Origin of the sequence: Mycobacterium szulgai (genome assembly GCF_002116635.1) — a bacterium.
Classification (GTDB): domain Bacteria; phylum Actinomycetota; class Actinomycetes; order Mycobacteriales; family Mycobacteriaceae; genus Mycobacterium; species Mycobacterium szulgai.
In genome coordinates this window covers 42253-65574 of the sequence record NZ_LQPW01000154.1, presented here as the reverse complement: position 1 = coordinate 65574, position 23322 = coordinate 42253, and the positions used below count along the sequence as shown (strand labels likewise).

Annotated in this window: 20 protein-coding genes and 2 pseudogenes; 9 read left to right on the top strand and 13 right to left on the bottom strand. The window is 65.0% G+C overall.

Annotation, left to right across the window (positions count from 1 at the left end; genetic code table 11):
* Position 1: 1 nt before the first annotated feature.
* From AWC27_RS23445 to AWC27_RS23425, 5 genes are all read right to left on the bottom strand, one after another.
* Entirely contained in the window at positions 2 to 847 is an 846-nt protein-coding gene (locus AWC27_RS23445) for an alpha/beta hydrolase family protein (RefSeq protein ID WP_085672662.1), read from the bottom strand.
* Between the two features lie 63 nt (positions 848 to 910).
* A complete protein-coding gene (locus AWC27_RS23440; protein WP_085672661.1) occupies positions 911 to 1363 on the bottom strand; it encodes a MarR family winged helix-turn-helix transcriptional regulator in 453 nt (150 codons plus the stop codon).
* An 8-nt stretch (positions 1364 to 1371) separates the two neighbouring features.
* The gene (locus AWC27_RS23435; RefSeq protein WP_085672660.1) at positions 1372 to 2610 is read right to left on the bottom strand and encodes a metal-dependent hydrolase family protein; all 1239 of its coding nucleotides are present in this window, start codon (positions 2608 to 2610) and stop codon (positions 1372 to 1374) included.
* A complete protein-coding gene (locus AWC27_RS23430; RefSeq protein WP_085672659.1) occupies positions 2607 to 2936 on the bottom strand; it encodes a hypothetical protein in 330 nt (109 codons plus the stop codon). Before AWC27_RS23430 ends, AWC27_RS23435 begins: the two co-directional genes overlap by 4 nt.
* A 2-nt stretch (positions 2937 to 2938) precedes the next feature.
* Positions 2939 to 4204, bottom strand: a complete 1266-nt coding sequence (locus AWC27_RS23425) for an aromatic ring-hydroxylating oxygenase subunit alpha (protein WP_085672658.1) — start codon at positions 4202 to 4204, stop codon at positions 2939 to 2941.
* Between the two features lie 72 nt (positions 4205 to 4276).
* Here AWC27_RS23425 and AWC27_RS23420 point away from each other — a divergent pair, with 72 nt between their 5' ends.
* Positions 4277 to 5728: an aldehyde dehydrogenase gene (locus AWC27_RS23420; RefSeq protein WP_085672657.1), complete on the top strand. Its 1452-nt coding sequence runs from the start codon at positions 4277 to 4279 to the stop codon at positions 5726 to 5728.
* Positions 5729 to 5892: 164 nt separating this feature from the next.
* On the opposite strand, the gene AWC27_RS23415 is transcribed toward AWC27_RS23420, so the two are convergent.
* The 6 genes and pseudogenes from AWC27_RS23415 to AWC27_RS23390 all read right to left on the bottom strand — a co-directional run bounded on the left by AWC27_RS23415 (position 5893) and on the right by AWC27_RS23390 (position 11298).
* Complete coding sequence (locus AWC27_RS23415; RefSeq protein ID WP_085672691.1) at positions 5893 to 6786, bottom strand: fructose bisphosphate aldolase; 894 nt, start codon at positions 6784 to 6786, stop codon at positions 5893 to 5895.
* Positions 6787 to 6828: 42 nt separating this feature from the next.
* Positions 6829 to 7817: pseudogene (locus tag AWC27_RS23410) on the bottom strand (ABC transporter ATP-binding protein); the annotation flags it as partial.
* A gap of 3 nt (positions 7818 to 7820) precedes the next feature.
* Positions 7821 to 8870: an ABC transporter permease gene (locus AWC27_RS23405; RefSeq protein WP_085672656.1), complete on the bottom strand. Its 1050-nt coding sequence runs from the start codon at positions 8868 to 8870 to the stop codon at positions 7821 to 7823.
* Between the two features lie 57 nt (positions 8871 to 8927).
* Positions 8928 to 9581 carry a cysteine hydrolase family protein gene (locus tag AWC27_RS23400; RefSeq protein WP_085672655.1) on the bottom strand — a complete coding sequence of 218 codons (654 nt, stop codon included), beginning with the start codon at positions 9579 to 9581 and terminating at the stop codon, positions 8928 to 8930.
* Positions 9578 to 10156 (bottom strand): cytochrome b, encoded by a 579-nt coding sequence (locus tag AWC27_RS23395; protein ID WP_085672654.1) that lies wholly within the window; start codon positions 10154 to 10156, stop codon positions 9578 to 9580. The genes AWC27_RS23400 and AWC27_RS23395 overlap by 4 nt, the downstream gene beginning before the upstream one ends.
* Positions 10153 to 11298 (bottom strand): catalase family peroxidase, encoded by a 1146-nt coding sequence (locus tag AWC27_RS23390; protein ID WP_372516921.1) that lies wholly within the window; start codon positions 11296 to 11298, stop codon positions 10153 to 10155. Before AWC27_RS23390 ends, AWC27_RS23395 begins: the two co-directional genes overlap by 4 nt.
* 161 nt (positions 11299 to 11459) lie before the next feature.
* Here AWC27_RS23390 and AWC27_RS23385 point away from each other — a divergent pair, with 161 nt between their 5' ends.
* From AWC27_RS23385 to AWC27_RS23370, 4 genes and pseudogenes are all read left to right on the top strand, one after another.
* Positions 11460 to 11840 carry a hypothetical protein gene (locus AWC27_RS23385; protein ID WP_085672653.1) on the top strand — a complete coding sequence of 127 codons (381 nt, stop codon included), beginning with the start codon at positions 11460 to 11462 and terminating at the stop codon, positions 11838 to 11840.
* A gap of 194 nt (positions 11841 to 12034) precedes the next feature.
* Positions 12035 to 12736 carry a YoaK family protein gene (locus tag AWC27_RS23380; RefSeq protein ID WP_085672652.1) on the top strand — a complete coding sequence of 234 codons (702 nt, stop codon included), beginning with the start codon at positions 12035 to 12037 and terminating at the stop codon, positions 12734 to 12736.
* Positions 12737 to 12797: 61 nt separating this feature from the next.
* A complete protein-coding gene (locus AWC27_RS23375) occupies positions 12798 to 13241 on the top strand; it encodes a DUF5078 domain-containing protein (protein WP_372516922.1) in 444 nt (147 codons plus the stop codon).
* 60 nt (positions 13242 to 13301) lie between these two features.
* Positions 13302 to 14567, top strand: a pseudogene (locus AWC27_RS23370) (acyltransferase family protein); the annotation flags it as partial.
* Here AWC27_RS23370 and AWC27_RS23365 read toward each other — a convergent pair.
* Positions 14566 to 15036, bottom strand: a complete 471-nt coding sequence (locus AWC27_RS23365) for a MarR family winged helix-turn-helix transcriptional regulator (RefSeq protein WP_085672651.1) — start codon at positions 15034 to 15036, stop codon at positions 14566 to 14568. The pseudogene AWC27_RS23370 and the gene AWC27_RS23365 overlap by 2 nt on opposite strands.
* A gap of 74 nt (positions 15037 to 15110) precedes the next feature.
* Here AWC27_RS23365 and AWC27_RS23360 point away from each other — a divergent pair, with 74 nt between their 5' ends.
* The 4 genes from AWC27_RS23360 (at position 15111) to AWC27_RS23345 (ending at position 20022) form a co-directional block, all read left to right on the top strand.
* A complete protein-coding gene (locus AWC27_RS23360) occupies positions 15111 to 16052 on the top strand; it encodes an extracellular catalytic domain type 1 short-chain-length polyhydroxyalkanoate depolymerase (protein WP_085672650.1) in 942 nt (313 codons plus the stop codon).
* A gap of 36 nt (positions 16053 to 16088) precedes the next feature.
* A complete protein-coding gene (locus AWC27_RS23355; RefSeq protein WP_139837172.1) occupies positions 16089 to 16850 on the top strand; it encodes an SDR family NAD(P)-dependent oxidoreductase in 762 nt (253 codons plus the stop codon).
* A 92-nt stretch (positions 16851 to 16942) separates the two neighbouring features.
* On the top strand, positions 16943 to 18706 hold the full coding sequence (locus tag AWC27_RS23350) for an N-acyl-D-amino-acid deacylase family protein (protein ID WP_085672648.1): 1764 nt from the start codon (positions 16943 to 16945) through the stop codon (positions 18704 to 18706).
* Between the two features lie 8 nt (positions 18707 to 18714).
* The gene (locus AWC27_RS23345; protein ID WP_085672647.1) at positions 18715 to 20022 is read left to right on the top strand and encodes an aromatic ring-hydroxylating oxygenase subunit alpha; all 1308 of its coding nucleotides are present in this window, start codon (positions 18715 to 18717) and stop codon (positions 20020 to 20022) included.
* Here the strand turns inward: AWC27_RS23345 and AWC27_RS23340 are convergent.
* Positions 20013 to 23315 carry a helix-turn-helix transcriptional regulator gene (locus AWC27_RS23340; protein WP_085672688.1) on the bottom strand — a complete coding sequence of 1101 codons (3303 nt, stop codon included), beginning with the start codon at positions 23313 to 23315 and terminating at the stop codon, positions 20013 to 20015. The genes AWC27_RS23345 and AWC27_RS23340 overlap by 10 nt on opposite strands.
* Positions 23316 to 23322 lie beyond the last annotated feature (7 nt).

The following is a 23322-nucleotide window of genomic DNA, read 5'->3' as shown; positions in this document are numbered from 1 at the left end:
CCTAGGCCAACCCTGCCAGCACCGCCTGACCGACCAGGGCCTCGGTCAGATAGGGCTTGATGTCGTGCGCCTGTGTTCCGGTGTCGATGCGCGCGTCGGTGACGCCGTCGAAACAGTCGGCGAGCTTCGGTACCAAAGCCACGATGTCGCCCGGCGCAGCGACATTCACCCAATTTCGCAGTATGGGCGGGCGCATTCCGCGGCCCCTGACCGGAGGGGGCGAAAGACGGTCGAAGACCAGATTTCTGATCCCCAACGGCGAACCGAGGGTGATCAGGGTGTGGACCTGCCAATCAGGTTTGGCAGCGGCCAGCGCTTCGAATGCGACTACAGAGCCCAACGAATGGCCGATCACCACGCGCGTGTCCGCAGTGACGGCTTCGCCGACGGCATTAATTGCGTCCGCGCGCACCTTGATGTCGCTGAAATACAGCCGCACCTGTTTGACCGTTCCGATCATCACCTTCTCGGCGAGCCCGGCGAAGAACGTACTCTGGCTCAGCGCATTAAGTGCACGCTTCACCCACTGCGGTGTGCGCCCCATCACCTCCGCGTCGGGATCGGGAACCTTCGGGTCCACGCGGGCAGCCTTGCGCCACAGCAACTCCAGCAGTTCGGCGTCCTCGTCGTTGAGATCTTTGGGCTTCAGTGGCGGGAAACCGCCGGCCATCACACCTGGTGGACGAAACATGTCGCCGTAGTAGGCCATCTCGAAATCATCATCTGGAAATGCAACCTTGCCGCCCGACTTCACGCCGTCCTTCAAGTGGGGAAGCCATTCGGCTTTTAGCGAATTCGGACCCTTGTATTCCTGCGCGATCCCATGCACTCCGACAACTTTGGCCATCACATCTCCTGCAAGGGCTGCTGCTATTCCCGGCCTTTCCCGGCCTTTATCTAGTCCCGGACTCTACGGCTCGGTGTGCTCGCTGAACAGAGTGTGACCGGTGCCCTGTTCGACGACACGGGCCAGCAGGTCGTGCAGCAGCTGCTGCTCGTCACTGCTCAGCACGCCGAACACCGATTCGTGTGCGGCCAGCGCGTCGGCCAGTACCGCCGAGGTCACCGCGCGGCCCTGATCGGTGAGATAGGCCTGCATGATCCGGCCATGCTGCGGATCCTGCTTGCGCTCCACCAGGCCGCGGCGCTCGAGCGCGGTGAGCGCGAGCTGGGCCGCCTGCGGGGTGATCAGCAGCCGCCGGGCCAGTTCGGCACCGGACAGGCCCGGTTCGTTGGCCAGCTGGCGCATCAGGCCGATCTGAGCAGTGGTGACGCCGTGGCCGCTGATGGCCTCGTTCACCGTCGTCAGCGAGAAGTGAAACGCCTGCTTGAGCAGCCACAGAATGTTGTCGGTGAGTTCCATGGCTGCTCCTACGGGCTCCGGTGAATCCGGCCGTCTTTCATCACGAATCGGACGTCCAGTGTGGTCGCGATGTCCTGTGCGGGGTTACCCGGCACGGCGATGACATCGGCTAGATAACCTGGCGCGAGCCGGCCTAACTCGTGGTCGGCCTCGATGAGCTCGGCGCTGGTCACGGTCGCCGCGCGGATCGCCTGCATGGGCGTCATGCCACGGTCGACCAACGCGCACAGCTCTTTTGCGTTCTGTCCGTGCGGAATGGCGGGGGCGTCGGTGCCGCACGCGATGCGAACGCCGGCGGCAATCGCCTTGGGCAACATAGCCTTTGCCCGCGGGAACACCTCGTTGGCCTTCTTGCGCAATTCGGGCGCGATCCGGTCGACGGCCATCGCTTCGGTCAGATACGTCGTCGAAACCAGGAAGGTGCCGTGGTCCACCATCATCTGAATGGTCTCGTCGGTGGCCAGGAATCCGTGCTCGATGCAGTCGATGCCCGCGTTGATGCACGCGCGGATGGCGCTGTCGCCGATGGCGTGGGCCGCCACCCGAATTCCCGCGCGGTGTGCCTCGTCGGCGATGGCGGCGAACTCTTCGTCGGAGTACTGCTGGGCACCCGGTGCGGTGCTGTGCGACATCACCCCGCCCGATGCCGACACCTTAATCACCTTGGCGCCGTGCCGAATTTGATAGCGCACGCAGGCGCGCACGTCGGGGACCCCGTTCGCGATGCCTTCGGCCACCGACAGCGGCATGATGCCGGGCGCCAATCGTTGGAAGACCGTGGGGTCCAGGTGGCCGCCGTAGGGCGTTACGGCGTGGCCGGCGGCGATGATTCGCGGGCCGCTGTGCCAGCCCTGATCGATCGCGCGCTGCAGCGCCACGTCCAGTAGGTAGCCGCCCGTCTTGACCATCAGGCCGAGGTTGCGCACCGTGGTGAACCCGGCGTCCAGGGTGGTGCGGGCGTTCACGGCGCCGCGCAGCGTGCGGTACGCCGGGTCGTCCTGCACACCATGCATCGGGCTGGGCAGCCCCTCCGGTCCGCCCGGGCCGCCGATGAGCAGGTTCAGCTCCATGTCCATCAGGCCCGGCAGCAGAGTCATATCGCCTAGGTTGATCGCTGTCGAATCGGGCGGCACCGCAACGGGATTCACGGCCGTGATCCGATCACCATCGATCACCAGCACTGCCGGGGAGCGGACCTCACCGGCGTCGACGTCGGCCCAGCGGTCGGCCCGCAGCACGAAAGTCACGGGACGGGTTCGGTGATGCAGTCCAGGGTGGAAGCTCCCGAGTCAGGCACTCGTGGCTGCTTCCAGCATTCGACGGGGAAGGACACCATGATCATCGAGTACAGCAGATGCATCAGATTGGCGACGTCGTCGGGCAGATCGTCGAGCGGGAACTTGTCGCAATACGCGATGGCTTCTTCAGCGCGCGGGGTAATGGCGTCGTAGAAGGCCTGCATCTGGGCCATCGAGCTGTTCAGCCGTTTGGCATAGCGCTGTGGCTCACTGTCCAAACACCACTCTGAAAACGGTTCCAGGTCGGCGAATTCGGCCGGCAGCTTGGCAGTCATGGCTACACCCCCACCGTGCTGCGCTGGTACTGAGCGATCCACGCGGCGGTCTCCTTGTGCAGGTGGCGCAGCAGCACCTCCTGGTCGTTGAGCAGAAACTCGCCCACCGCACGCGATTCGATCATCGACTGCGTGGCTTCCAGCGTGTTGGCGTCCTGTAGCCCGTATTCCTTGAACGACACCGCGGCGAGTTCCTGTGCGATCCGTTCCCGCGGCGTCCGCGGCTGCGGAAAGTACAGCGTTCCCTCGAACACGTGCGAGTTATAGGACGTCGGCCAATAGTGGTAGGTCAGATACCAGCCTTGCCCCCAGATCAAGATGACGAAGTTGGGGAAGATCTGAAAGGAATCCAGCCCCCACGGGTCGCACTTGGCCGGGTTGACGCCACTGGGCAATTCGCCGAGATCGGGCTTGTCCCAAGGGCCGAACAGCCCGCTCTGGCAGATGTCCTCGATGGGCTTGCGCATGTCGGCATCCATCTCCCAGGCGCGCACACCCGAGGTGCTGACCAGCCGATGCGGGCCGTCGATGCGATAGTGCGGGGCCTCGAAACCCGCTTCGGCCGCCGCCTTCGAGTACTTGCTCGGCGATTGGTTCGCGTGCAAGACCGGCGCGTGGTAGAACTCCTGGAACGCGTCCATATAGAGCTTCCAGTTGGCTTTCACTTCGGAGCGATAGCACCACCGAGAAGTCATCTGCCCGAACGGATATCCCTGCAGACCCGTGATCATCGGCCCGAGGAAGTCGCGCAGCGATTGCTCGGGCTCGGGGGCGAAGTTGACGAAGATGAACCCTTCCCACACGTCGCAGTGCACCGGCACCAGCCCGTAGCGGCTCTTGTCCAGATCGAAGAACTCGCCTTCCTGCTGAACGAAAGTGAGGTTGCCGTCCAGGTCATAGCGCCAGGCGTGGTATTTGCAGGTGAACTGCCGACAGACACCGCTGGTTTCCTCCAGTGGCATGTCGTTCCACACCAGCTTGTTGCCCCGGTGGCGGCAGATGTTGTGAAACGCCTTCACCTGGCCCGCGGAGTTGCGGACCACGATGATCGAGGTGTTGGCAACTCTGAGTTCCTTTGTGAAATAGCTGCCTTTACGCGGAAGGCCTTCCACGCGGCCAACATTGAGCCATGCCCGCTTGAAGATCGCCGCACGTTCGAGCTCGTAGACGTGCGGGCTGATCGAGTCGTCATAGGACACCGGCCCGGTGCCCAGCTCGGGGTAGTGCTGCGTCCAGCTACCTTCGGACGGCTTTGGGAAGCGAGCCATGCCTGCTGACCGTATATGCTCTACATCACAATCGCAAGTAGTTGATATTGCGCACGCGCGGGAGGACTTCGCATGCACCGACATGAAGCGCTATTCATCGCTGGCACATGGACTTCGCCGAGCACCAATGCCACCATCGAGGTGATTTCGCCGCACACCGAATTGCCAATCGCATCGGTGGCCGCCGCGGGTCCCGCCGATGTCGATGCCGCCGTGGCGAGCGCCCGGACTGCGTTCGATGACGGGCCCTGGCCGCGGCTCGAGCCCTCAGCTCGCATCGACGCGGTGCGGCGGCTCGCGAAACTCTACGCGGCACAGCGCGATTCGATGGCCAAGCTGATCACCGCCGAAATCGGGGCACCCACTTCGTTTGCTCAGCGCGCCCAGGTGGGGCTGCCGTCGCTGATGATGACGGCGTTCTGCGACCTGGCCGAGTCGTTCCCGTGGCAGGAGACGCGGCCCGGTTTCTACGGCTCCGACTTGGACCTGCGGCGTGAACCCGTCGGCGTGGTCGCTGCGATCGTGCCGTGGAACATGCCGCAGTTCCTCATCGTCACCAAGCTCATCCCGGCGCTCCTGGCCGGCTGCTGTGTGGTGATCAAGCCGGCACCGGAATCCCCGCTGGACGCGCTGCTGCTGGCCGAGATGCTCGAAGAGGCGCAGCTACCAACCGGTGTTGTGAGTGTGCTGCCCGGTGACGCCGCGGTAGGCGCGCGACTGGTCACCCACCCCGGCGTGGACAAGGTGTCGTTCACCGGTTCCACCGTCGCCGGCAAGGCCGTGGCGGCGGCCTGCGGAGCCGATCTCAAACGGGTCAGCCTCGAACTGGGCGGTAAGTCCGCCGCGATTATCCTCGACGACGCAGACCCAGCGCGCGTCGCGACGGCGATCCGGTCGGCCAGCCTGTCCAATTGCGGGCAGATCTGCAATGCGCTGACCCGAATTCTATTGCCGGCCAACCGGAGCAGCGAATTCGTCGACGCGCTGGCGGCCGACATATCCGCCTTGCGCATCGGCGACCCGGCCGACCCGGCCACCCAGATCGGCCCATTGGTCGCCCGACGCCAACAAGAGCGCGTCCGCAATTACATCGCCGCCGGGCAGAAGGAGGGCGCACGCCTGGTCCTTGGCGGCACCGACATGCCCGACGGCGTGGAGAGCGGCTGGTACGTGCGGCCGACGCTGTTCGCCGAGGCCGGCAATTCCATGCGGATCGCGCGCGAGGAAATCTTCGGTCCGGTGCTCACCGCCATCACGTACCGCGACGAACAGGAAGCCGTTGCCGTCGCCAACGATTCCGACTACGGCCTGGCCGGCTCGGTGTTCACCGCAGATCGCGACCGCGGATTGGCGATTGCCGGCCGCGTGCGCACCGGAACATTCGGCATCAACCAGGGCTACACGATGGACCCGTTCGCCCCCTTCGGCGGGATTAAGGCCAGCGGGTACGGCCGAGAACTGGGCAGCGAGGGCATCGCGGGTTTTACGGTCACCAAGTCGATCTCGTCAGCCGCCTTCGGTTGAGATGATCATCGAGCGCACGAGAGGAGGCCATGCGGTGGCGTACGTGATTGCAGTCCCCGGAGCACTCGCCGCCACGGCAACCGATGTGGCCGGCGGCAGTGGCGGTCAATACCTAGGCCAGGACGGCACAATCGGAGCACACGGCATTTGATAACCGCTCAAGCTCAGCCCGCGACTGAGGCGTCGTAGATCGACTGGATCGACGCATCCAGAGTGGCGTTGAACTCTTCCTCGGATTGACCCGCCGAAAGACCCTCGGTCAGCGCGCGACTGAAGCTGGCGATCACCCCGGTGTTCTCGGCCAGCAGCTTGTTGGCGTCGGCGCGGGAGTAGCCACCGGAGAGCGCGAGCACCCGCATCACCTTGGGATGACCGACGAAGTCACGGTAGTGGTTGGCCTCGCTCGGCAGGGTCAGTTTGAGCATCACCTGCTGCCCGTCGGGCACTGTTTCCAGTTGTTTCGTGATCTCCTCACGCAGCATGTCTTCGGCCTCCGCTTTGTCCGAGATCGAGATGGTGACCTCGGGTTCGATGATCGGAACCAGGCCGTGCGACAGCACCTGGTGAGCCACCTCGAACTGCTGGGCGACCACCGCGGCGATGCCGTCCGGGTTGGCACCACCGATCACCGACCGCTCCTTGGTGCCGAAAACACCCTTGCGCACGGCACGCTCCAGCAACTCGTCAAGTCCCGGCATCGGCTTCATCAACTGCACGTCGTCGGAGACGTCAGCGAGCCCCTTGTCAATCTTGAGGATGGGCACCACGCCCTTGGTTTCCCAGAGGTAGGTGGGCGACGGCACATCGGCGATGTCACGGTCCATGGTCTGCTCGAACAGAATCGCCGCCAGCACCCGCTCGCCGTTGAACACCGGCGAGGTGATGATCCGCGAGCGCATCTGATGGATGAGGTCGAACATCTCCTCTTCACCGGAATACTCGTCGTCCTCGATTCCATACAGGCGCAACGCCTTTGGTGTCGACCCACCGCTTTGGTCGAGCGCGGCGACGAATCCCTTACCCGACGCCATCCGGCTCGCTTGCTCCTCGTTCGGCATAGCCCTCTCCTCACTCGTCGTCACCGGCCCGGCAGTCTCGGCGTCGCCGGCGAGCGCCCGGTGCTCGATCAGATCGCGCAATCCGCCCGCACCGAGCCTTTCCCGAAACGCCGGCGCCGTGTAGCCGACGGCCGTCGCATCGGTGCGGGCGCGCACGGTCGCCGAGCGCGGCAGGTGAAACAGCACACCGATTTCGCCGAAGTAGTCCCCGGGCCCTACGACCTTAAACAATTCCTCACCGCCGTCGGCCAATTCGTGCACGATCTCGAACTCGCCTTCGGACACCACGTAGATGAGATCGCCCATCGTGCTCTGTTCGAACAGCACTTCGCCGGCTTTCAGTTCGACCGTCTCGGGTTCGCGATCCGTTTCGGCGAAATCGGGTGTCAGTTCGACCACACGGTCAGCCAGCGGCAGCATGCGGCTGTCGTGGGTGGCGACCACCACCACGCGGTCGTCATCGGCGAGTTCGCGGATCAGCCGCAGCACCTCCTCCACCTGAATGAAGTCCAGGTGCGCAGTGGGCTCGTCGGCCAGAATCAACGGCGGGTCCAGCGCGATCGCCCGCGCGACCGCGACCCGCTGCTGCTGCCCGCCACTCAGGTCACCCGGCCGATGCTTCATCCGATCAGCGAGATTGACCCGTGTCAGCAACTCCTCTGCGCGCTTGCGCGCTGCCGCCCGCGACATCCCGGCCGACCGCAGCGGAACCATCACATTCTCCAGCGCAGTAAGCTGGGCACCAGGTTGAACGCCTGGAAGACGATGCCCACCTTGTCGCGCCGGTACTTCGCCAGCGCGGGGCCTTCCAGGGTGGTGATGTCGACGTCCTCGAACTTGATCGCCCCCGACTTCGGCCGCAGGATGCCGCCCAGGCAGGACAGTAGCGTCGTCTTCCCGCAACCGCTGGGTCCCAGCAAAATCACCAATGACCCGGCTTCCACGTCGAGGTTCAAGCCGTTGATCGGCCGCAGCGCGTACCCGCCGCTGTAGTACTCGACGACCAGATTCTGAATGCTGAGATCGCCCACCGGTCAGGGACCTCCGAACGCGAGCGCAGGATCGACCGCCACCACCCGCCGCAGGCCGGCGAGGCTGGCCACCAAACCGATCACGATCGCGACCCCGGGTAGCGCCAGGTATGCGCCCGCCGGGACGGCGACGATCATCGGGAACAACGGTGCCAGCAGCTTTGAAAGAAGGACACCCACCGCCGCGGCGAACAGCGAGACGACCAGCGCCTGCAGGGCCAGTCCCGCCATGATCGAGCGCGTCGGCGTGCCGATCGCCTTGAACACCGCGAAGTCGCGCAGCCGCTCCAGCGCCGACAGGTACACCACCGATCCGACGATCAGCGCTGCCACGATCCACAGCAGGATGGCCACGATCGAAATCGAATTCACCGCGACCTTCAACGGGCGCAACAAGTCATTGACCGCGCCGGTTCGGTCATAGCTCTGATAGCCGTCCGGGAGGTGCTGTGCGGTGCCGACAATCCCGTAAGACGTGATCATCGGCTGACCGTTGTACGCGATCTGCTGCAATCCTTCGGTCGTCAGGAAGATATTCGGAATCTTGGCCAGCGCAGTCGAATTGGGCACGATGCCGACGATGTGCAGGGTGTGCACACCGACCTCAATGGTGTCACCGAGGCGCCGGCCCAGGGTGCTGGACACTGCGACCTCGTCGGGCCTCGACGGTGCCCGGCCCTGCGAGACGCGCGGCATCCCGGGCCCGCGCTCGGGTGCACCGAAGGCCGTCACGTTCTTTCCTGATTTGCCTTCCTGCATGATCGTCCCGACGCAGCCCAACGGAGCCGCGGCCACGATGCCGGGTTCGGCGGCCACTCGGGCCAGGTCGGCATTGGGGAACGGCGTCGAACCCAGGAAAGGTCCGGCCGCCCCGGTCTTCACCACGAATGCATCCACACCCATGGAATCGACGGTGTGCCTCGCCTCGACCCGGAATCCATTCGCCAGGCCGGTCAGCACCAAAGTCATTCCGAAGATAAGTCCGGTGCTGACGATCGCGATAACAAGACGCCGTTTTCGCCATTGCATATCGCGCAGTGCCGCAAAGAGCATTCCCCGACGCTACCAACGTCGGGGCCCTCCGGGCAGAGCTGTCGAGGTTTTTGCTGGCTACGGCTCCCCGCCAAGCGCAGCGACGACCTCGCCCGCGGTGACGACGGCGGTGGCGTAGTTCGGGATGTTGACCTCAAGGGCCGCGTGCATCTCCGCATCCGAGTAGCTCGCCGTCGCATCCTTGACCATCGTCACGTCATAGCCGAGTTCGGCGGCGTATCGGACGGTGGCTTCCACACATGTGTGCGCTATCAGTCCCATCACAATCAGCCGGTGGATGCCGTGCTTCTTGAGCAGCAGGTCCAGATCGGTGTTGGCGAAACCGCTGGAACACCAATGTTCCTGGGCGACAATGTCTTTTATGCGGTGCGGCCCGTCCGGCCCGCCCAGCTGGGGTTCGAAATCTGGATGGAGCTCACCACCCCAGGTGCCGTAGGCGAAGGTCTGACGCGACCATGCGGCTTTCTGAATGGGCGCGACGTACTTCCAGCTCTCGTAGTCGCCCGGACGATATCGGCGGTGCAGCGCGTAGAAGACGCGGATTTCGGCCGCTCGGGCCGCGTCGAGCACCTGCTTCATGTGCGCAACACACCCGTTGGCCTCAGCAACACCCTTGAGCCGATCCCATACTTTGCCACCTTCGGAGATGAAGTCGTTGTACGGATCGATGAGAAGAAGACCGGTGAGGTCTTTTCGATAGGTCAGGTTCATTGTTCATCCGATTTCGCAGGTGTGGGTTCGGTGGGCCAGATCGCCATACGGTCGAGGAGCCCATCGCGCAGCACCAGCGTATGAAACACCACCGCACAAATGTGGGCGGTGAACGTCGCGAACAACAGATAGCCGAAAGCGCTGTGGCAAAAACGAAGCGCCCCGTAGACATCCAAGTTGTACGGCGCAATCCCGGGCAGCCGCAGTGGCCCGGCCACGGTGATCGGAAACCGGGCCGCCGAGAGCATCGCCCAGCCGATCAGGGGCTGCACGAGCAGCAAGGCATAGAGAAGGTATTCCGACCAAGAGGCGATGCGGCGTTCGGCCGGGCTCATGGTAGCCGGAAACGGTGGCAGCCGGTGGCTGAGCCGATTAGCCAGGCGCGCCACCGCGAATCCCAGAATCAGGATTCCCAACGGCCGGTGGATGGCCAGCAGCAGCGGGTAGTAACTCAGCGAAGCCACCATGGTGACGCCGATGAACAGCTGCGCGACGACCATCGGCGCCATCAGCCAGTGCAGAATCCGCGACGGGAGAGCGAAGCGCGATGGGACGGCGGTGGCCTGCTGTGTCATGACAGCACCCGCGCGACGTTGACCTCGCTGGGCGACTTGGGTTCCTCGGCGCGGCGGGTGAAGGAGCGAGCGTAAACAGCCGATCTCGCCTTGGGTATGGGGTCGTCGGAGGCACTGATGCCGTCGGGCAGCACGAGCGGGTCGAAGTTGATATCGCGTGCGTTACCGGCTTCCTCGGTGTGCACCGCGTCGATCGTCAGAGTGCCGGCGTCGACGGTGCGCCGCGACGGCGGCCACGGTTTGGTGGGGTCGTGGGTCGGGTCGCCCGGCGCACCGACGGTGATGACCAGTCGCCATTGCCGGGGCCCTTGGGCCACGGTGCGGATGAGGTCGTCGAAAAGGAAATCCTTTCCCGGCACCCCCGGCGAGGAGACCGGCCTAGCGTCACCGTCTTGCTGCGGTACCACCGCCCAGCGCACCGGAACTGTCGCGCCGGCACTGTTGGTGAAGTAAAACGCATTCAGCCCGTAATACGTGCTGTCCGCGAATCCGGAGCTGGGCGGCGATTGTTTGATGATCTTCATGGCGGCGGCGGTCTCGGGATGGCGATCGAGAAATGCGGCCATCTGCCGCGGGTCGGGCTTGCCCGTGCCGGGCAGCGGTCTGGTGGCCAGCAACCGTTCGTAAAACCCCTGCGGTGTCCTGTCGGTGAAAACCGGAATGTTGATCATCGCGGTACGCCATTGCTGTCCTCCCATCTGAAACAGCAGCGCCAGGCCCCGGACGGCGTCGGGCTTGTCGGCCTGATCCGGCAAGCCGCCGCCCAGTGAAAACCGGCCGATCACCGGGACGCTTCCCGGCTGGAAGACGGCGGCCCGGCAGATCTCTGCGGCCGCCCCACTGCTCACGAAAGTTCCTGTGGCACTGAGACCTTTGGCGTGGTTTCGGCGGAAACCCTCGTGACGGCCATAGACGCTTTCAAAGCGATCGGCGAACCGTGCCGGGGTCAGCGCGCCAGGCCCGGAGAAGTTGGCCAGCCAGCCGCCCGCATAAACAAACCCGCCGACATCCACCGCGGCGACACCGCCCACGGCGGCCATGCCCAGCAATGCGCCGCGTCGGCTGACGGCGACACGCGCGAGCGCCCGGGGATTGTTCTCGTTGGATGTGTCGTCCCGCTCGCTGCCCTCGTCGGCGTCCATCAACACGTCCCTCCGGAAACGTAGTAGGTATAAGCAATTCGATCACGAGGTTGACCCCAGTGCGGTTCATCCCGCCATCGACGAATTGTTCGGCCAATGCGCCCGAAATATCGGCGTGGAACTGCCCTATTGCACACGCAGGCGAACTACAATCCCGATTTGTGACGACCCCGTCGAACCCCTGGGGCGACGAACGAAGGTATCTCTCGCATCAGCTTCGGATGCGAGATCAGATTCTCAGCCGGCGGCAAGCGCGCAGGTTGAGCCAGCGCTTCGTCGGGGTCGGCGTCGAGATTGCGCCGAGGCGCCTGCAACAAATGATGGCGGGCGCTCCCGCCTCCACCGTCGAACTAACGGACGTGAATTTCGCCCTCATCGCCACCCACCTCGACCATGAAAAGCGGGCCGCGAAGCTCAAGCGCTTAAGAAAGCGCAGCACCCACTCGGCCATATTCGCCGGTTTGGTGCTTGTCGTGCTGAACTTCCTGTTCTGCCTCGCCTACTTGTTCGTGAACCTGACTCAGCAGGCTTCGCCCTGGTAGAGCGCCTGACGGCGGTGGTGCCTCCCGGCTTCGGCCGTGGCAATGTGCACAGTGTCGACCGCCGCCAGGTGCATCGGTGAATATGCCCATGGCCGGTCGAACAGCGCCCGGCTAAATTCTGCGGCTATATGCAAGTTCACGTCGATTGATTTCATTGTCGAACAGCATCGGCGGCCTACCGATTGGGTAATGGCATGCGTGAAATCCGCACTCGTGAAGCGCGGTTGCTGTGGGTCTTGACCGCGTTATCCGGCTTACTGGGCGCGACGGCCCTCACTCAGACCGTCGGCTACTTCGTGACCTTCATGACCGGCAACGCCCGGGTGGCAGTGGTGGGCCTGTTCAAGAGTCACTACTGGCTGTCGGCGAGTGGCGCGATGTTGATGGCGTCGTTCCTCGGAGGTGTGGTGCTGGCATCGCTGTGCCGGCGGCACGTCTGGGTGGGACATCCGCACAGTCCGACGGCGCTGACGACCTTGTTCTTGATCATCGCGACCGCGATTGATGCGGTTGACGGCGTAGACGGAGTCACGTTCGTCTCAATCGTGTTCGTCGCCTTCGCTCTTGGCGCCATGAACACCTCCTTCGTCCGCGACGGTGAGGTCTCGACTCCGGTGAGCTACGTGACCGGCACACTGGTGAAGTTCGGCCAAGGGATCGAGCGTCACATCAGCGGCGGATCGGCCAGCGATTGGCTCGGATACATTGTGCAGTTCACCAGTTACGCCGCCGGCGCCACCATCGGCGGATGTATCAGCCTGGTTGCCAACGGCTCGCAGATGCTCGCGGCCGCCACCGCCGTGTCCGCGGCCATCACGGTCTACACCTTCCGGACCAACCGTGCCGACATCCCGAATCAGCGGCAGGCCGACGCCGTTGAGGCCCAAGCACTTTGATCGAAAGGAACCTTCAGCCGTGCGCAACAAAGCCCTCGGGTCGCGATCCGGCCCGGCGTCCATAGCCCTCTATATCGTCCTTCTCGCGGCCATCTTCGTGGCCCTGGTCATCGGTGCGGTCGCCGAACCCAAGCTCGCCGCGGCCGATTCCACTGAAGACTTCCCGATTCTGCGCAGGATGATCTCGACGCCGTGCACCGCCGAACAGATCTTGGCAGCCACCCGGGATACCAGCCCGATCTACTACCAGCGATACATGATCGATTACAACAACCATCCCAACGTTGCGCAGGCGGTGCAGGACAAAGCGCATTGGTTCTTCTCGCTGTCGCCCGCCGACCGCAGGGACTATTCCGAACACTTCTACAACGGCGACCCGTTGTGGTTCGCCTGGCCCAACCACATGAAGATCTTCTTCAACAACAAGGGCGTGGTCGCCAAGTCCACCGAGGTGTGCAACAACTACCCCGCGGGCGACATGTCGGTGTGGAACTGGGGTAACTAAACGGCAGGACGAGTAGAACTACGCAAGCGCACCAGCCCGCCGATTGGCGATGCTTCCTGAGTGAAATCAATTCCCGGCCCTGCCGAACTTGCGATCAGCACGCCCCCGAGCCGAGATCGCGCAATCGACGTCATCCGGATAACCGCCCTGATCGGGGTGGTAATCGGACACACGGTGATGGCGACCAGCGTCATCGGCAATCGCGTACTCATTTGGGACAACCTGCTCTCCACCTCAACCACGTTTCAGACGCTGACCTGGATTTTCCAGATCATGCCGCTGTTCTTCTTCGCGGGTGTCGCGGCGTGCGAAGCATCGTGGCAGCCGGGTATCAACTGGGGCGGCTGGCTGATGAAACGCTGCACCCGGCTGTTCCGGCCGGTGTTCTACTACTTGGCGTTCTGGGCCGCCACGCTCACGATTCTGTATCACGTTCTGCCGCAACATGTTTATGAGCCGATCGCCGGAATCAGCATTCAGCTGCTGTGGTTTCTCGGCGCTTACGTGCTGGTGCTGGCCGCCATGCCGGTGCTATCGCGAATCACCACAACCAGCCGCTTGGTCGCCGGTGTGGTCACCGCATACGGGGCGGTCGCGGTCATTGACGCGGTGCGGCTGCACTGGCCCGCCATGGCGCCGCTCGGTTACCTCAACATGACGGTGTGGCTGCTGCCGGGCATGTTCGGTATCGCCTACCGCCGCGGGCTACTCACCGGGCGTGCGGCGCTGGGCATTGCGATGGCCCTACTTGCCGGCAATGTCGCGCTGCTGTGCTGGGGCCCTTACGAATTGAGTCTGGTGGGCATCGCAGGCCAGCATTTCCCCAACATGAGTCCGCCCTCACTGCTGCTGGCCGGGCACGCAATCATACTGAGCGCGTTGGCGATTGCGGCTGCTCCGGCGATTGCACGATGGGCACAGCGCCCGCGGGTGTGGTGGTGGACCGTGACCGGCAACTCCGGCGCGATGACGCTGTACCTCTGGCATATGCCCGCGCTGCTGGCCGTCCACCTGCTGTGCGACGAGCTGGGTCATGCCCGCTATCCCGGCCAGCCACACTTCATCACGATAAGCGTGGCGCAGGTCCTCATCATGGTCGCCGTTGTCGCAGTCTTGTTCATCGCGCTGCGACCGCTGGAGAACACACCGCTGCCCGGTTGGGATGGCGCGCCCGCGATCACTTCGGTCCGGCGCGGCACTGCGGTGGGCGTGCTGCTCTGTGTCGCGGGGGCCGCTATCCTGGCCTCGGTCAAGTGGGGACTCAAAGACGATGGACTGCTGTGCGTCACGGTGATGGTGACCGCGCTCGTCGCCGCCAGAGTGCTCACGGCGGCGCCGTATCACGCTCGGCTTCGGCTTCGGCGGACAGCAGCATCTGCAGGCTCTTGCGGAATTCGTCAAACCGCTGCTGCCCCAGCGTCTGCCGCCAGTGCTTCTCCAATTCCAGTGCATTGGAGCGCATTACCCGCAGGGCCTGCCGCCCACGCGGAGTCAGCTCGATGATTCGAGTGCGGGCATCGGCGGGGTTGGGCACCCGACTCACATAGCCGTGTCGCTCCAGCGCAGCCACCGCCTGCGCCACCGCCTGCCGGCTCACCCGCAGCCGGTCTGCCAGATCTGAGGCGTGCAATCCGCCCGTCACCAGCGGCACCAGCGCCATCGCTTGGGCGGGCCGGATCCCATCGAGTCCGGCAGCGGCGAATGCAGCTCTCAACCGGGGTCCCCCGCTGGCGGCCGCCAATTGCAACAAGGCCGGAACAGTGGGTTCCCAGTCCGCATCCAGAAGACGTCGCATGGCCTGAGTGTGCCACTTTTCGCGAGATTGACAAGTTACTTGTCAATCTCGCGCCGGCCTGTCACGATGGGGTGATGGCTCCCGGATTTGTTCGGATATTCAACGTGGTCCTGGTCGCGGCGCTGGGCGTTGTACTCAGCGGCTGCTTCGGCGGAGGGCATGCGATAGGCGCTCCGGCACCCAGGACGATCCCGGTCGGGCAATCCAGCCAGAGCATCGGGTTCGGCGGCACTACAAGGACTTTCAACATCTACCGGCCCGCGGGACTGACGGGTGCGGCGCCGTTGGTCGTGATGCTGCATGGCGGCTTCGGCAATGGCGCGCAGGCCGAGCGCGCCTACCACTGGGACAGCGAGGCCGACAATGGGCATTTTCTGGTCGTCTATCCCGACGGCCTCGGTCGCGCCTGGAATGCCGGGTCCTGCTGCGGCATGCCGGGCCACACCGGCGTGGATGACGTCGGGTTCATCACCGCGATGGTCGGGGCGATCGGACAACAGATGCCAATCGATACGACTCGGGTCTACGCCACCGGCATGTCCAACGGTGCCATGATGGCGCTTCGGCTGGCCTGCGAGACCGACACCTTCGCGGCCATCGCACCCGTGGCGGGAACGCTGCTCACCGATTGCTCGCGGGCCCAGCCGACATCGGTCCTGCAGATCCACGGCACCGCGGACGACCGGGTGCCCTACGGCGGCGGGCCCGGTAAAGCGTTCGCGGCCAACGGAACGGCACGCGTCGACGGCCCCTCGGTGCCATCGGTCAACGCCACCTGGCGCGGTATTGACGCATGCGGACCGCCGGCCTCCAGCACCGCTGGAGACGTGACAACCGAGACGGCCGCGTGCGCAGATGGACGCACCGTCGAGTTGATCTCGGTGGCCGGTGCCGGCCATCAATGGCCCGGCGGTTCGCGCAGCCCGGTGCTCGAGAGATTCGGTATCCCCGCCCCGTCCACGGCGCTCGACGCCACCGACACCATCTGGCAGTTCTTCACTCGGCACCACCGTTGAGAGGCATCACGATATAGCGTTTCGGCCATGGCAGAAGTGACGCCACCCCTGCGCGGCCGCCGGATTCTGGTCACCGGCGCAGCGACCGGCATCGGCGCGGCCGCCGTCGGAGTCCTCACCGAAGCGGGCGCCGAGGTCGCTGCGACCTACCACCGAACGCCACCACCGGAGGATCTCGCAGCCACCTGGCTGCAGTGCGACGTGCGCGACGCCGAGGCTGTTTCGGCGATGGTGCAGCAAGCTGCCGAGGTCCTCGGCGGACTCGATGTCCTGGTGAACGCCGCAGGGCAGTGGCAGCCCGGCGTACCGGGATATCTCGGCGCCGACGAGATTTCATTCCTACTGGACACCAACGTGAAGGCGACGATCCTGACCAATCAGGCCGCCTACGCCGTGATGAAGGACCAGGATCCCAAAGGCGGCCGAATCATCAACTTCGGATCCGCCGAAGCCGTTATGGGCAGCCCGATTTCGGCGGTCTATGCCGCGACGAAAGGCGCCGTGCAGGCCTGGACCCGCTCGGCCGCGCGTGCTTGGGCCGCCGACGAAGTCACCGTCAACGCACTGGCGCCGGCGGTGCAGACGCCCGGGGCCGACCGGTTACGCGAGTTCCTCGGTCCAGCCGCCGGCCCGCTGATCGACCAGCAACTCAAAACGATGATTCCGCTCGGCGGTACGTTGGGCGATCCCGCCCGCGATGTCGGCCCGATGCTGGTCTTTCTGTCCGGGAGCGGCTCAGGCTTCATCACCGGCCAATTGCTGCCGGTAGACGGCGGCCTGATCATGGTCGGCGGCTGAGCCCGCTTCATTGACTCGATCGGTCCGGACGCATACGGTGGGACATACGCTACCGTGCGTAGCGTAATAATGCGCACAGAGCTGGGGTAGTCATGTTCGACCTGAAAATCACCGGCGGGACCGTCGTGGACGGCACGGGCGCCCAGCGCTATCGCGCCGACATCGGTATCAAAGACGGCAAGATTGTCGACATCGTGCGGCGCGGCGCCGAAGACCCCGGGTTGGACGCCGCCCCGGCCGCCGAAACCATCGACGCGACAGGGCAAGTGGTGACTCCCGGCTTTGTCGACATCCACACCCACTACGACGGACAGGTCAGCTGGGACGCCGTTCTCGAGCCGTCCAGCGGTCATGGTGTCACGACCGTGGTCACCGGCAACTGCGGTGTCGGATTCGCCCCGGTGCGTCCAGGCACCGAGGACTGGTTGATCAAGCTGATGGAAGGCGTCGAGGACATTCCCGGTACCGCTCTCACCGAGGGCATCACCTGGGGCTGGGAGAGCTACCCCGAGTATCTCGACACGATCGGCAAGCAGACGTTCTCGATTGACGTCGGCAGTCAAGTCGCCCACGGCGCGGTCCGCGCGTACGCGATGGGCGAGCGAGGCGCCCGCAACGAACCGGCCACGCCCGACGACATCGCTGCGATGAGCCGCTTGGTCACCGAGGCCATGGAGGCAGGCGCCCTTGGCTTTTCAACCTCCCGCACGCTGGCCCACCGGGCGATGGACGGCGAACCTGTCCCCGGTACATTCGCCGCCGAGGAGGAGCTGTTCGGTTTGGGCCGCGCCATGGCGGCCGGCGGGCAAGGGGTATTCGAGTTGGCTCCGCAGGGGGCCGCGGGCGAGGACATCGTGGGGCCCAGGAAGGAGCTGGATTGGATGCGACGGCTGGGGTCTGAAATCGATCGGCCGCTGTCGTTCGCGCTCATCCAGGTGGACGCCGATCCGAATCTCTGGCGGGAGCAGCTGGATCTTTCCGCGGACGCACACGCCGCAGGCAGCCGGCTGCATCCGCAGATCGCGGCCCGCCCGTTCGGCATGATGATCGGATTCGAAGGGCACCACGGCTTTTCGCATCGGCCCACCTATCGGCGGCTGAGGGAACAATGCGGCCGCGAAGAACTCGCGCAGCGCCTCGCCGATCCTGCGGTCAAGGCGGCGATTCTGGCCGAGGACGACCTGCCCGCCGACCCGACCCAGTTGTTCGACGGAATGTTCGCGTTCGTGCAGCACTCGCTGGAACGTCTCTATGCGCTCGGCGACCCGCCGGATTACGAGCCCACACCTGATCGGACCGTCGCCGCGATCGCCCGCTCGCGCAGCGAGAATCCGCTGGCGACCCTCTACGACCTGATGCTCGAGTCGAACGGCACCGCCATGCTGATGCTGCCGCTGTTCAACTACGCCGAAGGCAACCACGACGCGATCCGGGAGATGATGCTGCACCCGGCCGGCGTGCTCGGCCTGTCCGACGGCGGTGCGCACTGCGGAATGATCTGTGACGCTTCATATCCCACCTTCCTGCTGACACACTGGGCACGGGACCGCCACCGCGGTGATCAGTTGTCGCTGGAATACGTCATCCGCAAACAGTCGCGCGACACCGCCCACTTGTACGGTCTCACCGACCGCGGCACGATCGAGCTCGGCAAGAAAGCCGACGTCAATGTGATCGACCTGGCCGCCCTGAAGCTGCACCCGGCGGCGATGGCGTACGATCTGCCCGCCGGTGGACACCGAATCCTGCAGGGTGCCAGCGGATACGCGGCGACTGTTGTCAGCGGGATGGTGACCCGTCGACATGATGTGGATACCGGTGCACGCCCCGGCCGGCTGGTGCGCGGCGCGCGTTAGGTCGCGACATGAAGCTGGCCGCCGGGAATCCTGCCCGCATCCGAGACGAGGACGCCATCGGCACACCCTCTGCCACGCCGACCTTGGTGCCGGCCGAGCGCTACTACTCCCCGGCGTTCGCTGCCCTCGAAACCGAACGGTTGTGGCCCAAGGTGTGGCAGATCGCCTGCATGGCCGACCACGTGGCGAAGCCTGGCGATTACTTTGAATACCGCTGCGGCCCATATGGAGTGCTGATCGTCCATGGTGACGACGGCGTGCTGCGCGCGTTCCAGAATGTCTGCCGCCATCGCGGCAACTCGATCTGCGTCGGCTCCGGGTCGGGCCTGCGTGAACTCAAATGCGGGTACCATGGCTGGACCTGGGATCTGGCCGGCGCGCTCAAGCGGGTGCCCAACCGCAAGGGCTTCGGCGCGTTGCGCACATCCGACTTCCCGCTGCTGGCGACCCGCGTCGAAATCTGGGAGGGAATGGTTTTCGTCAACCTCGACCTCGACGCAATGCCGTTGATCGAGTACTTAGAGGCGGTGCCCGACGACATCGCCTGGTGCAAGTTGAGCGACTTCCGTTGTTATGCAACGCTCACCGTCGAAGTCGAGGCCAATTGGAAGACCATCGCGGACGGCTACAGCGAGACCTACCACATCCAGACTCTGCATCCGGAGTTGCTGCGCTGCGTCGATGACATCCATGCCCCGCAACAGATTTGGGGCCATACCGCCAAATCCGATCAACCGTATGGTGTGCCGAGCCCCCGTTTCGACGGCACACTGAGCGATGAACAAGTCTGGGACGCCTATGTTTACACCCAAGGAGCACTGATGGGTGCACCCGAAGGCACCCCATTTCCCACCGGCCAACCCGAACAGACCGTTGCCGACCTGATCGCAGCACGCACCCGGGAGTTCGCAGCCACCCGCGGAGTCGATCTCGGCTGGGCCGACACCGACCGGATCACCCGGCTGCACCAGTACAACGTGTTCCCGAACATGACTTTTCTGGCCAACGCCGACCACTTGACCATCATGTGCTCGCGGCCCGGCCCGGATCCCGATCGCGGTGAGATGGTCATATTTCTGATGACACGGCTGCCCCCGGGAGCACCGCGCAACAAACCGACGGACGTGCGGATGTCTGCTGCCGACGCCGAGCCGGGAGTGGTTCTCACCCAAGACATCCGCATCCTGCCGGGCTTGCAGCGCGGATTGCATCAACCCGGCTTCACCCATCTCGTGTTGTCCAGCGAGGAGCGACGCGTCATCAACATGCATCGCAACCTCGAGCGCTACCTCGGTCTGACGGAAGGTCAGGCGTGACGTGCCGCCTCCTGCGCAAGTTGGACGCGGGAAGCCAGGCCCAGCTTGGTATAGACGTGCGTGAGATGAGTTTCGACGGTGCGCGGTGAGATGAAAAGCCTTCCGGCGATGTCCTTATTGCCCAGGCCCTCGCTGACCAGCCGGACCACATCCAGTTCGGCCGGGGTGAGCGACGCCCAGCCAGTGGACGGGCGTTTGCGTTCGCCACGGCCGCGCCGGGCATAGGCGATCGCTTCCGCGGTGGACAGCGCGGCACCCTCGGCCCATGCCGAGCCGAAGTCGTTCTGCCCCATGGCATCCCGCAGCGCGGCGACTGATGCTTCGTAGTCGGATTGGTGAATTGTGTACCGCACTTCGCCGGTGCGCTGCCGGATTGCCGCTGCCGCGCCGAAGAGTCGCGCCGCTTCCCGGTTGCTCGCGGCTTGGGCGGCGAGCGCCGCAAGACCGTCGATAACGTCAGGTACGCCTAGCTGCGCCCCGGAATCGGCCGCGCACGCCAGTGCTTGGTGCGCGTCGCGTTCGGCCGCTTCGACGCTTTCTGGGTGGCCTTCGGCGAGGGCCACGCGAGCACGCGTATTCAGCGCGAACGTTCGGTGATATCCCGCGGTTGCCGACACCGCTTGATCAGCCCAGAGCCGGGCCGCCACGACATCGCCTGCCGCGAGCTCGGTTTCGGCTCTCCACATCAGGTTCGTCGAAGACCAGCCGGCGTCCGGGATGCGGCCATAGGCCGTAGCGAGAGTTTCCTTGGCTGCCGCAACGTCTCCCGCGGCCAGGAGTGTCCAACCCAACGCGAGATAGCCGAGTCCCTCGATTGCCGCGCCGAGCTCGGCGGCGGACTTGACCGCCGTTTCGGCGGCAGCGAGCGCCGCTGTCGTATTGCCATGCCACCCGAGCACGAAACTCTGCGCCATCAGGGCGTTGAACCTGGTCAACATGTCGCCGGCCGCCTCGGCATCGGCGAGTAAATCCCGTAATTCGTCCTCGGCGCCTTGCAGGTCGCCAAGCATCGCCCGTCCGCCGGCGATACCCCACAGGCGGCACTGACCCGAGGCGGCTCGGTCACCGATCGAGTCGGCGAGGTCGCGGCCTTCGGCGGCCGCGCTCTCGGAGATAGAGCCGCCCGCCATAGCGGCCGCGTACGCCTGGAAACCGAGCAGCTGGCTCAATCTCCACGTGTCGCCGAGGGCGCGCGCCAACTCAATGGCCTCGGCGAAGTATGTTGCCGCCTGTTCGGGATTGAAGGCGCCCGTACCCACGCAGGCGGTGAGGGCGCGGACCAACAATGACGGGTCGTCGAGTTGGCGAGCGATCGCCAGTGCCTCGTTGGCCTGCTCCCTGCGCTCCGGCACACCGACCCAACCGTCGAACAATGCCGCGTCGGCCAGCGCCCGCGCCAGCACCGCAGGTGCCACCTCGCACTCGCTAGAGTCCAGGTCGGGCAGCGTCTCATCGATCCAACTCATTCCTTCGCGCAGGCGGCCGCGCGTGAGCCACAACGGCTGCAGTGACGACGCGAGCTGTAATGCCAACTCGATGTCGCAGTTTTCGCGACTCCAGGCGAACGCGGCGCGCAGGTTATCGAGCTCGGATTCTGTTTGCTCGACCCGACGCTGATGTCCGGTGGCGGCTGGCGCGTCGAGCACGGCGGCCATCGCGGTGTAGTAGTCGCGGTGACGCGAGCGCACTGCGTCGGCCTCACCGGACTCGCCGAGCTTCTCCAAGGCGTACTGGCGAACGGTCTCCAGCATCCGATACCGCGTTCGTCCGCCGGTGTCATCGGCCACCACCAGCGATTTGTCCACGAGCAGCGTGAGCTGGTCGAGAAGCTGGAAGCGCTCGACCTCGGTGTCGCCGGCGACCGCGCGGGCGGCCGCGAGATCGAAGCCGCCCATAAAAGGCGCGAGCCGGCGGAACAACACCCGCTCGGGTTCGGTGAGCAGCGCGTGCGACCAGTCCACCGAAGCGCGCAGCGTTTGCTGGCGGCGTACCGCGATGCGGCTTCCGCCGGTCAACAGACGGAAGCGGTCATGCAGGCTGCCCACGATCTCCGCCGGCGACAGCGCCCGCATCCTGGCCGCGGCGAGTTCGATGGCCAGCGGCATGCCATCGAGCCGCCGGCAGATCTCGCGCACCACATCGATTTCGCCGGCGGCGTCGAACTCTGGTCGCGCCCGACGTGCCCGGTCAACGAACAACTCGATGGCCTCGTCGTCCAGCGACAGGGACGGCACCCGCCAGGTCACCTCGCCGGCCACTCCGATCGGTTCGCGGCTGGTCGCCAACAGCGTCAGGTCCGGACATACGCGCAGCAGCGCGGTCGTCAGCTCGGCCACCGCATCCAGCAGGTGCTCGCAGTTGTCGAGCAGCACCAACATCCGACGATCTGCCACGAACCGGATGAGTGTGTCGGTCGTCGAGCGGCCGGGCTGGTCCGTCAGGCCGAGTGCAGCCGCCACCACAACCGCCACCAGGTCCGGATCGGCGATCGGAGCCAGATCGACATACCACACGCCGGCCTCGAAATCGGTGGCCAAGCGGCCCGCTACCTGGATGGCGAGCCGGGTTTTGCCCACCCCGCCGGCACCGGTCAACGTGATCAACCGGTCGGCGGCGAGCGCCGTCCGTAAGCCGTCAATCTGGGCGTCGCGACCGACAAATCTGGTCAGTTGCACAGGCAAGTGGTCAGCGGCAACGGTTTTCGATGTTCGAAGTACTGGGAAATCGTTGCGGATGTCGGGATGACACAGCTGCGCCACTCGTTCGGGACGCACGACACCGCGTAGCTCGTGCCGGCCCAGATCGGTCAGCCACGCGTCCGCCGGAAGCGCATCGACGACCAAATCCTCAGTGATGCCGGATAGCACGGTCTGCCCGCCGTGAGCAAGATCGCGCAGACGCGCCGTCCGATTGACCGTGGGGCCGACGTAGTTATTCTCGTCGCGCAACTGCACCTCGCCGGTATGCACACCGATGCGCAATCGGATCGGGGCCAGCGGCGCACGTTGCAGGTCCAATGCACAGGCGACCGCCTCGGTAGCGCGCGCGAACGCGACCACAAAGCTGTCGCCCTCACCCTGCTCGACCGGCCGCACCCCGCCGTGGGCCGCGAGCAGATCCGCCAGCGTCCGATCCAGCCGCGCGACGGCAGCTGTCATCTCGTCGGGTTCGGTTTCCCACAACCGCGTCGAGTCCTCGACGTCGGCCAGCAGCAGCGTCACCGTTCCAGTTGGCAGCACGTCGCTCCAGTTCAACTCCGTGCGTGGATCCGTATCGGTCATGCTAACCAGCATCTCGGGG

Bases quoted from the DNA above. Each gene is read 5' to 3' on its own strand.
- AWC27_RS23445 (WP_085672662.1), bottom strand. From the start codon at position 847: ATGGCCAAAGTTGTCGGAGTGCATGGGATCGCGCAGGAATACAAGGGT.
- AWC27_RS23440 (WP_085672661.1), bottom strand. From the start codon at position 1,363: ATGGAACTCACCGACAACATTCTGTGGCTGCTCAAGCAGGCGTTTCAC.
- AWC27_RS23430 (WP_085672659.1), bottom strand. From the start codon at position 2,936: ATGACTGCCAAGCTGCCGGCCGAATTCGCCGACCTGGAACCGTTTTCA.
- AWC27_RS23425 (WP_085672658.1), bottom strand. From the start codon at position 4,204: ATGGCTCGCTTCCCAAAGCCGTCCGAAGGTAGCTGGACGCAGCACTAC.
- AWC27_RS23420 (WP_085672657.1), top strand. From the start codon at position 4,277: ATGCACCGACATGAAGCGCTATTCATCGCTGGCACATGGACTTCGCCG.
- AWC27_RS23415 (WP_085672691.1), bottom strand. From the start codon at position 6,786: ATGCCGAACGAGGAGCAAGCGAGCCGGATGGCGTCGGGTAAGGGATTC.
- AWC27_RS23405 (WP_085672656.1), bottom strand. From the start codon at position 8,870: ATGCTCTTTGCGGCACTGCGCGATATGCAATGGCGAAAACGGCGTCTT.
- AWC27_RS23400 (WP_085672655.1), bottom strand. From the start codon at position 9,581: ATGAACCTGACCTATCGAAAAGACCTCACCGGTCTTCTTCTCATCGAT.
- AWC27_RS23395 (WP_085672654.1), bottom strand. From the start codon at position 10,156: ATGACACAGCAGGCCACCGCCGTCCCATCGCGCTTCGCTCTCCCGTCG.
- AWC27_RS23390 (WP_372516921.1), bottom strand. From the start codon at position 11,298: ATGGACGCCGACGAGGGCAGCGAGCGGGACGACACATCCAACGAGAAC.
- AWC27_RS23380 (WP_085672652.1), top strand. From the start codon at position 12,035: ATGCGTGAAATCCGCACTCGTGAAGCGCGGTTGCTGTGGGTCTTGACC.
- AWC27_RS23365 (WP_085672651.1), bottom strand. From the start codon at position 15,036: ATGCGACGTCTTCTGGATGCGGACTGGGAACCCACTGTTCCGGCCTTG.
- AWC27_RS23360 (WP_085672650.1), top strand. From the start codon at position 15,111: ATGGCTCCCGGATTTGTTCGGATATTCAACGTGGTCCTGGTCGCGGCG.
- AWC27_RS23350 (WP_085672648.1), top strand. From the start codon at position 16,943: ATGTTCGACCTGAAAATCACCGGCGGGACCGTCGTGGACGGCACGGGC.
- AWC27_RS23345 (WP_085672647.1), top strand. From the start codon at position 18,715: ATGAAGCTGGCCGCCGGGAATCCTGCCCGCATCCGAGACGAGGACGCC.
- AWC27_RS23340 (WP_085672688.1), bottom strand. From the start codon at position 23,315: ATGCTGGTTAGCATGACCGATACGGATCCACGCACGGAGTTGAACTGG.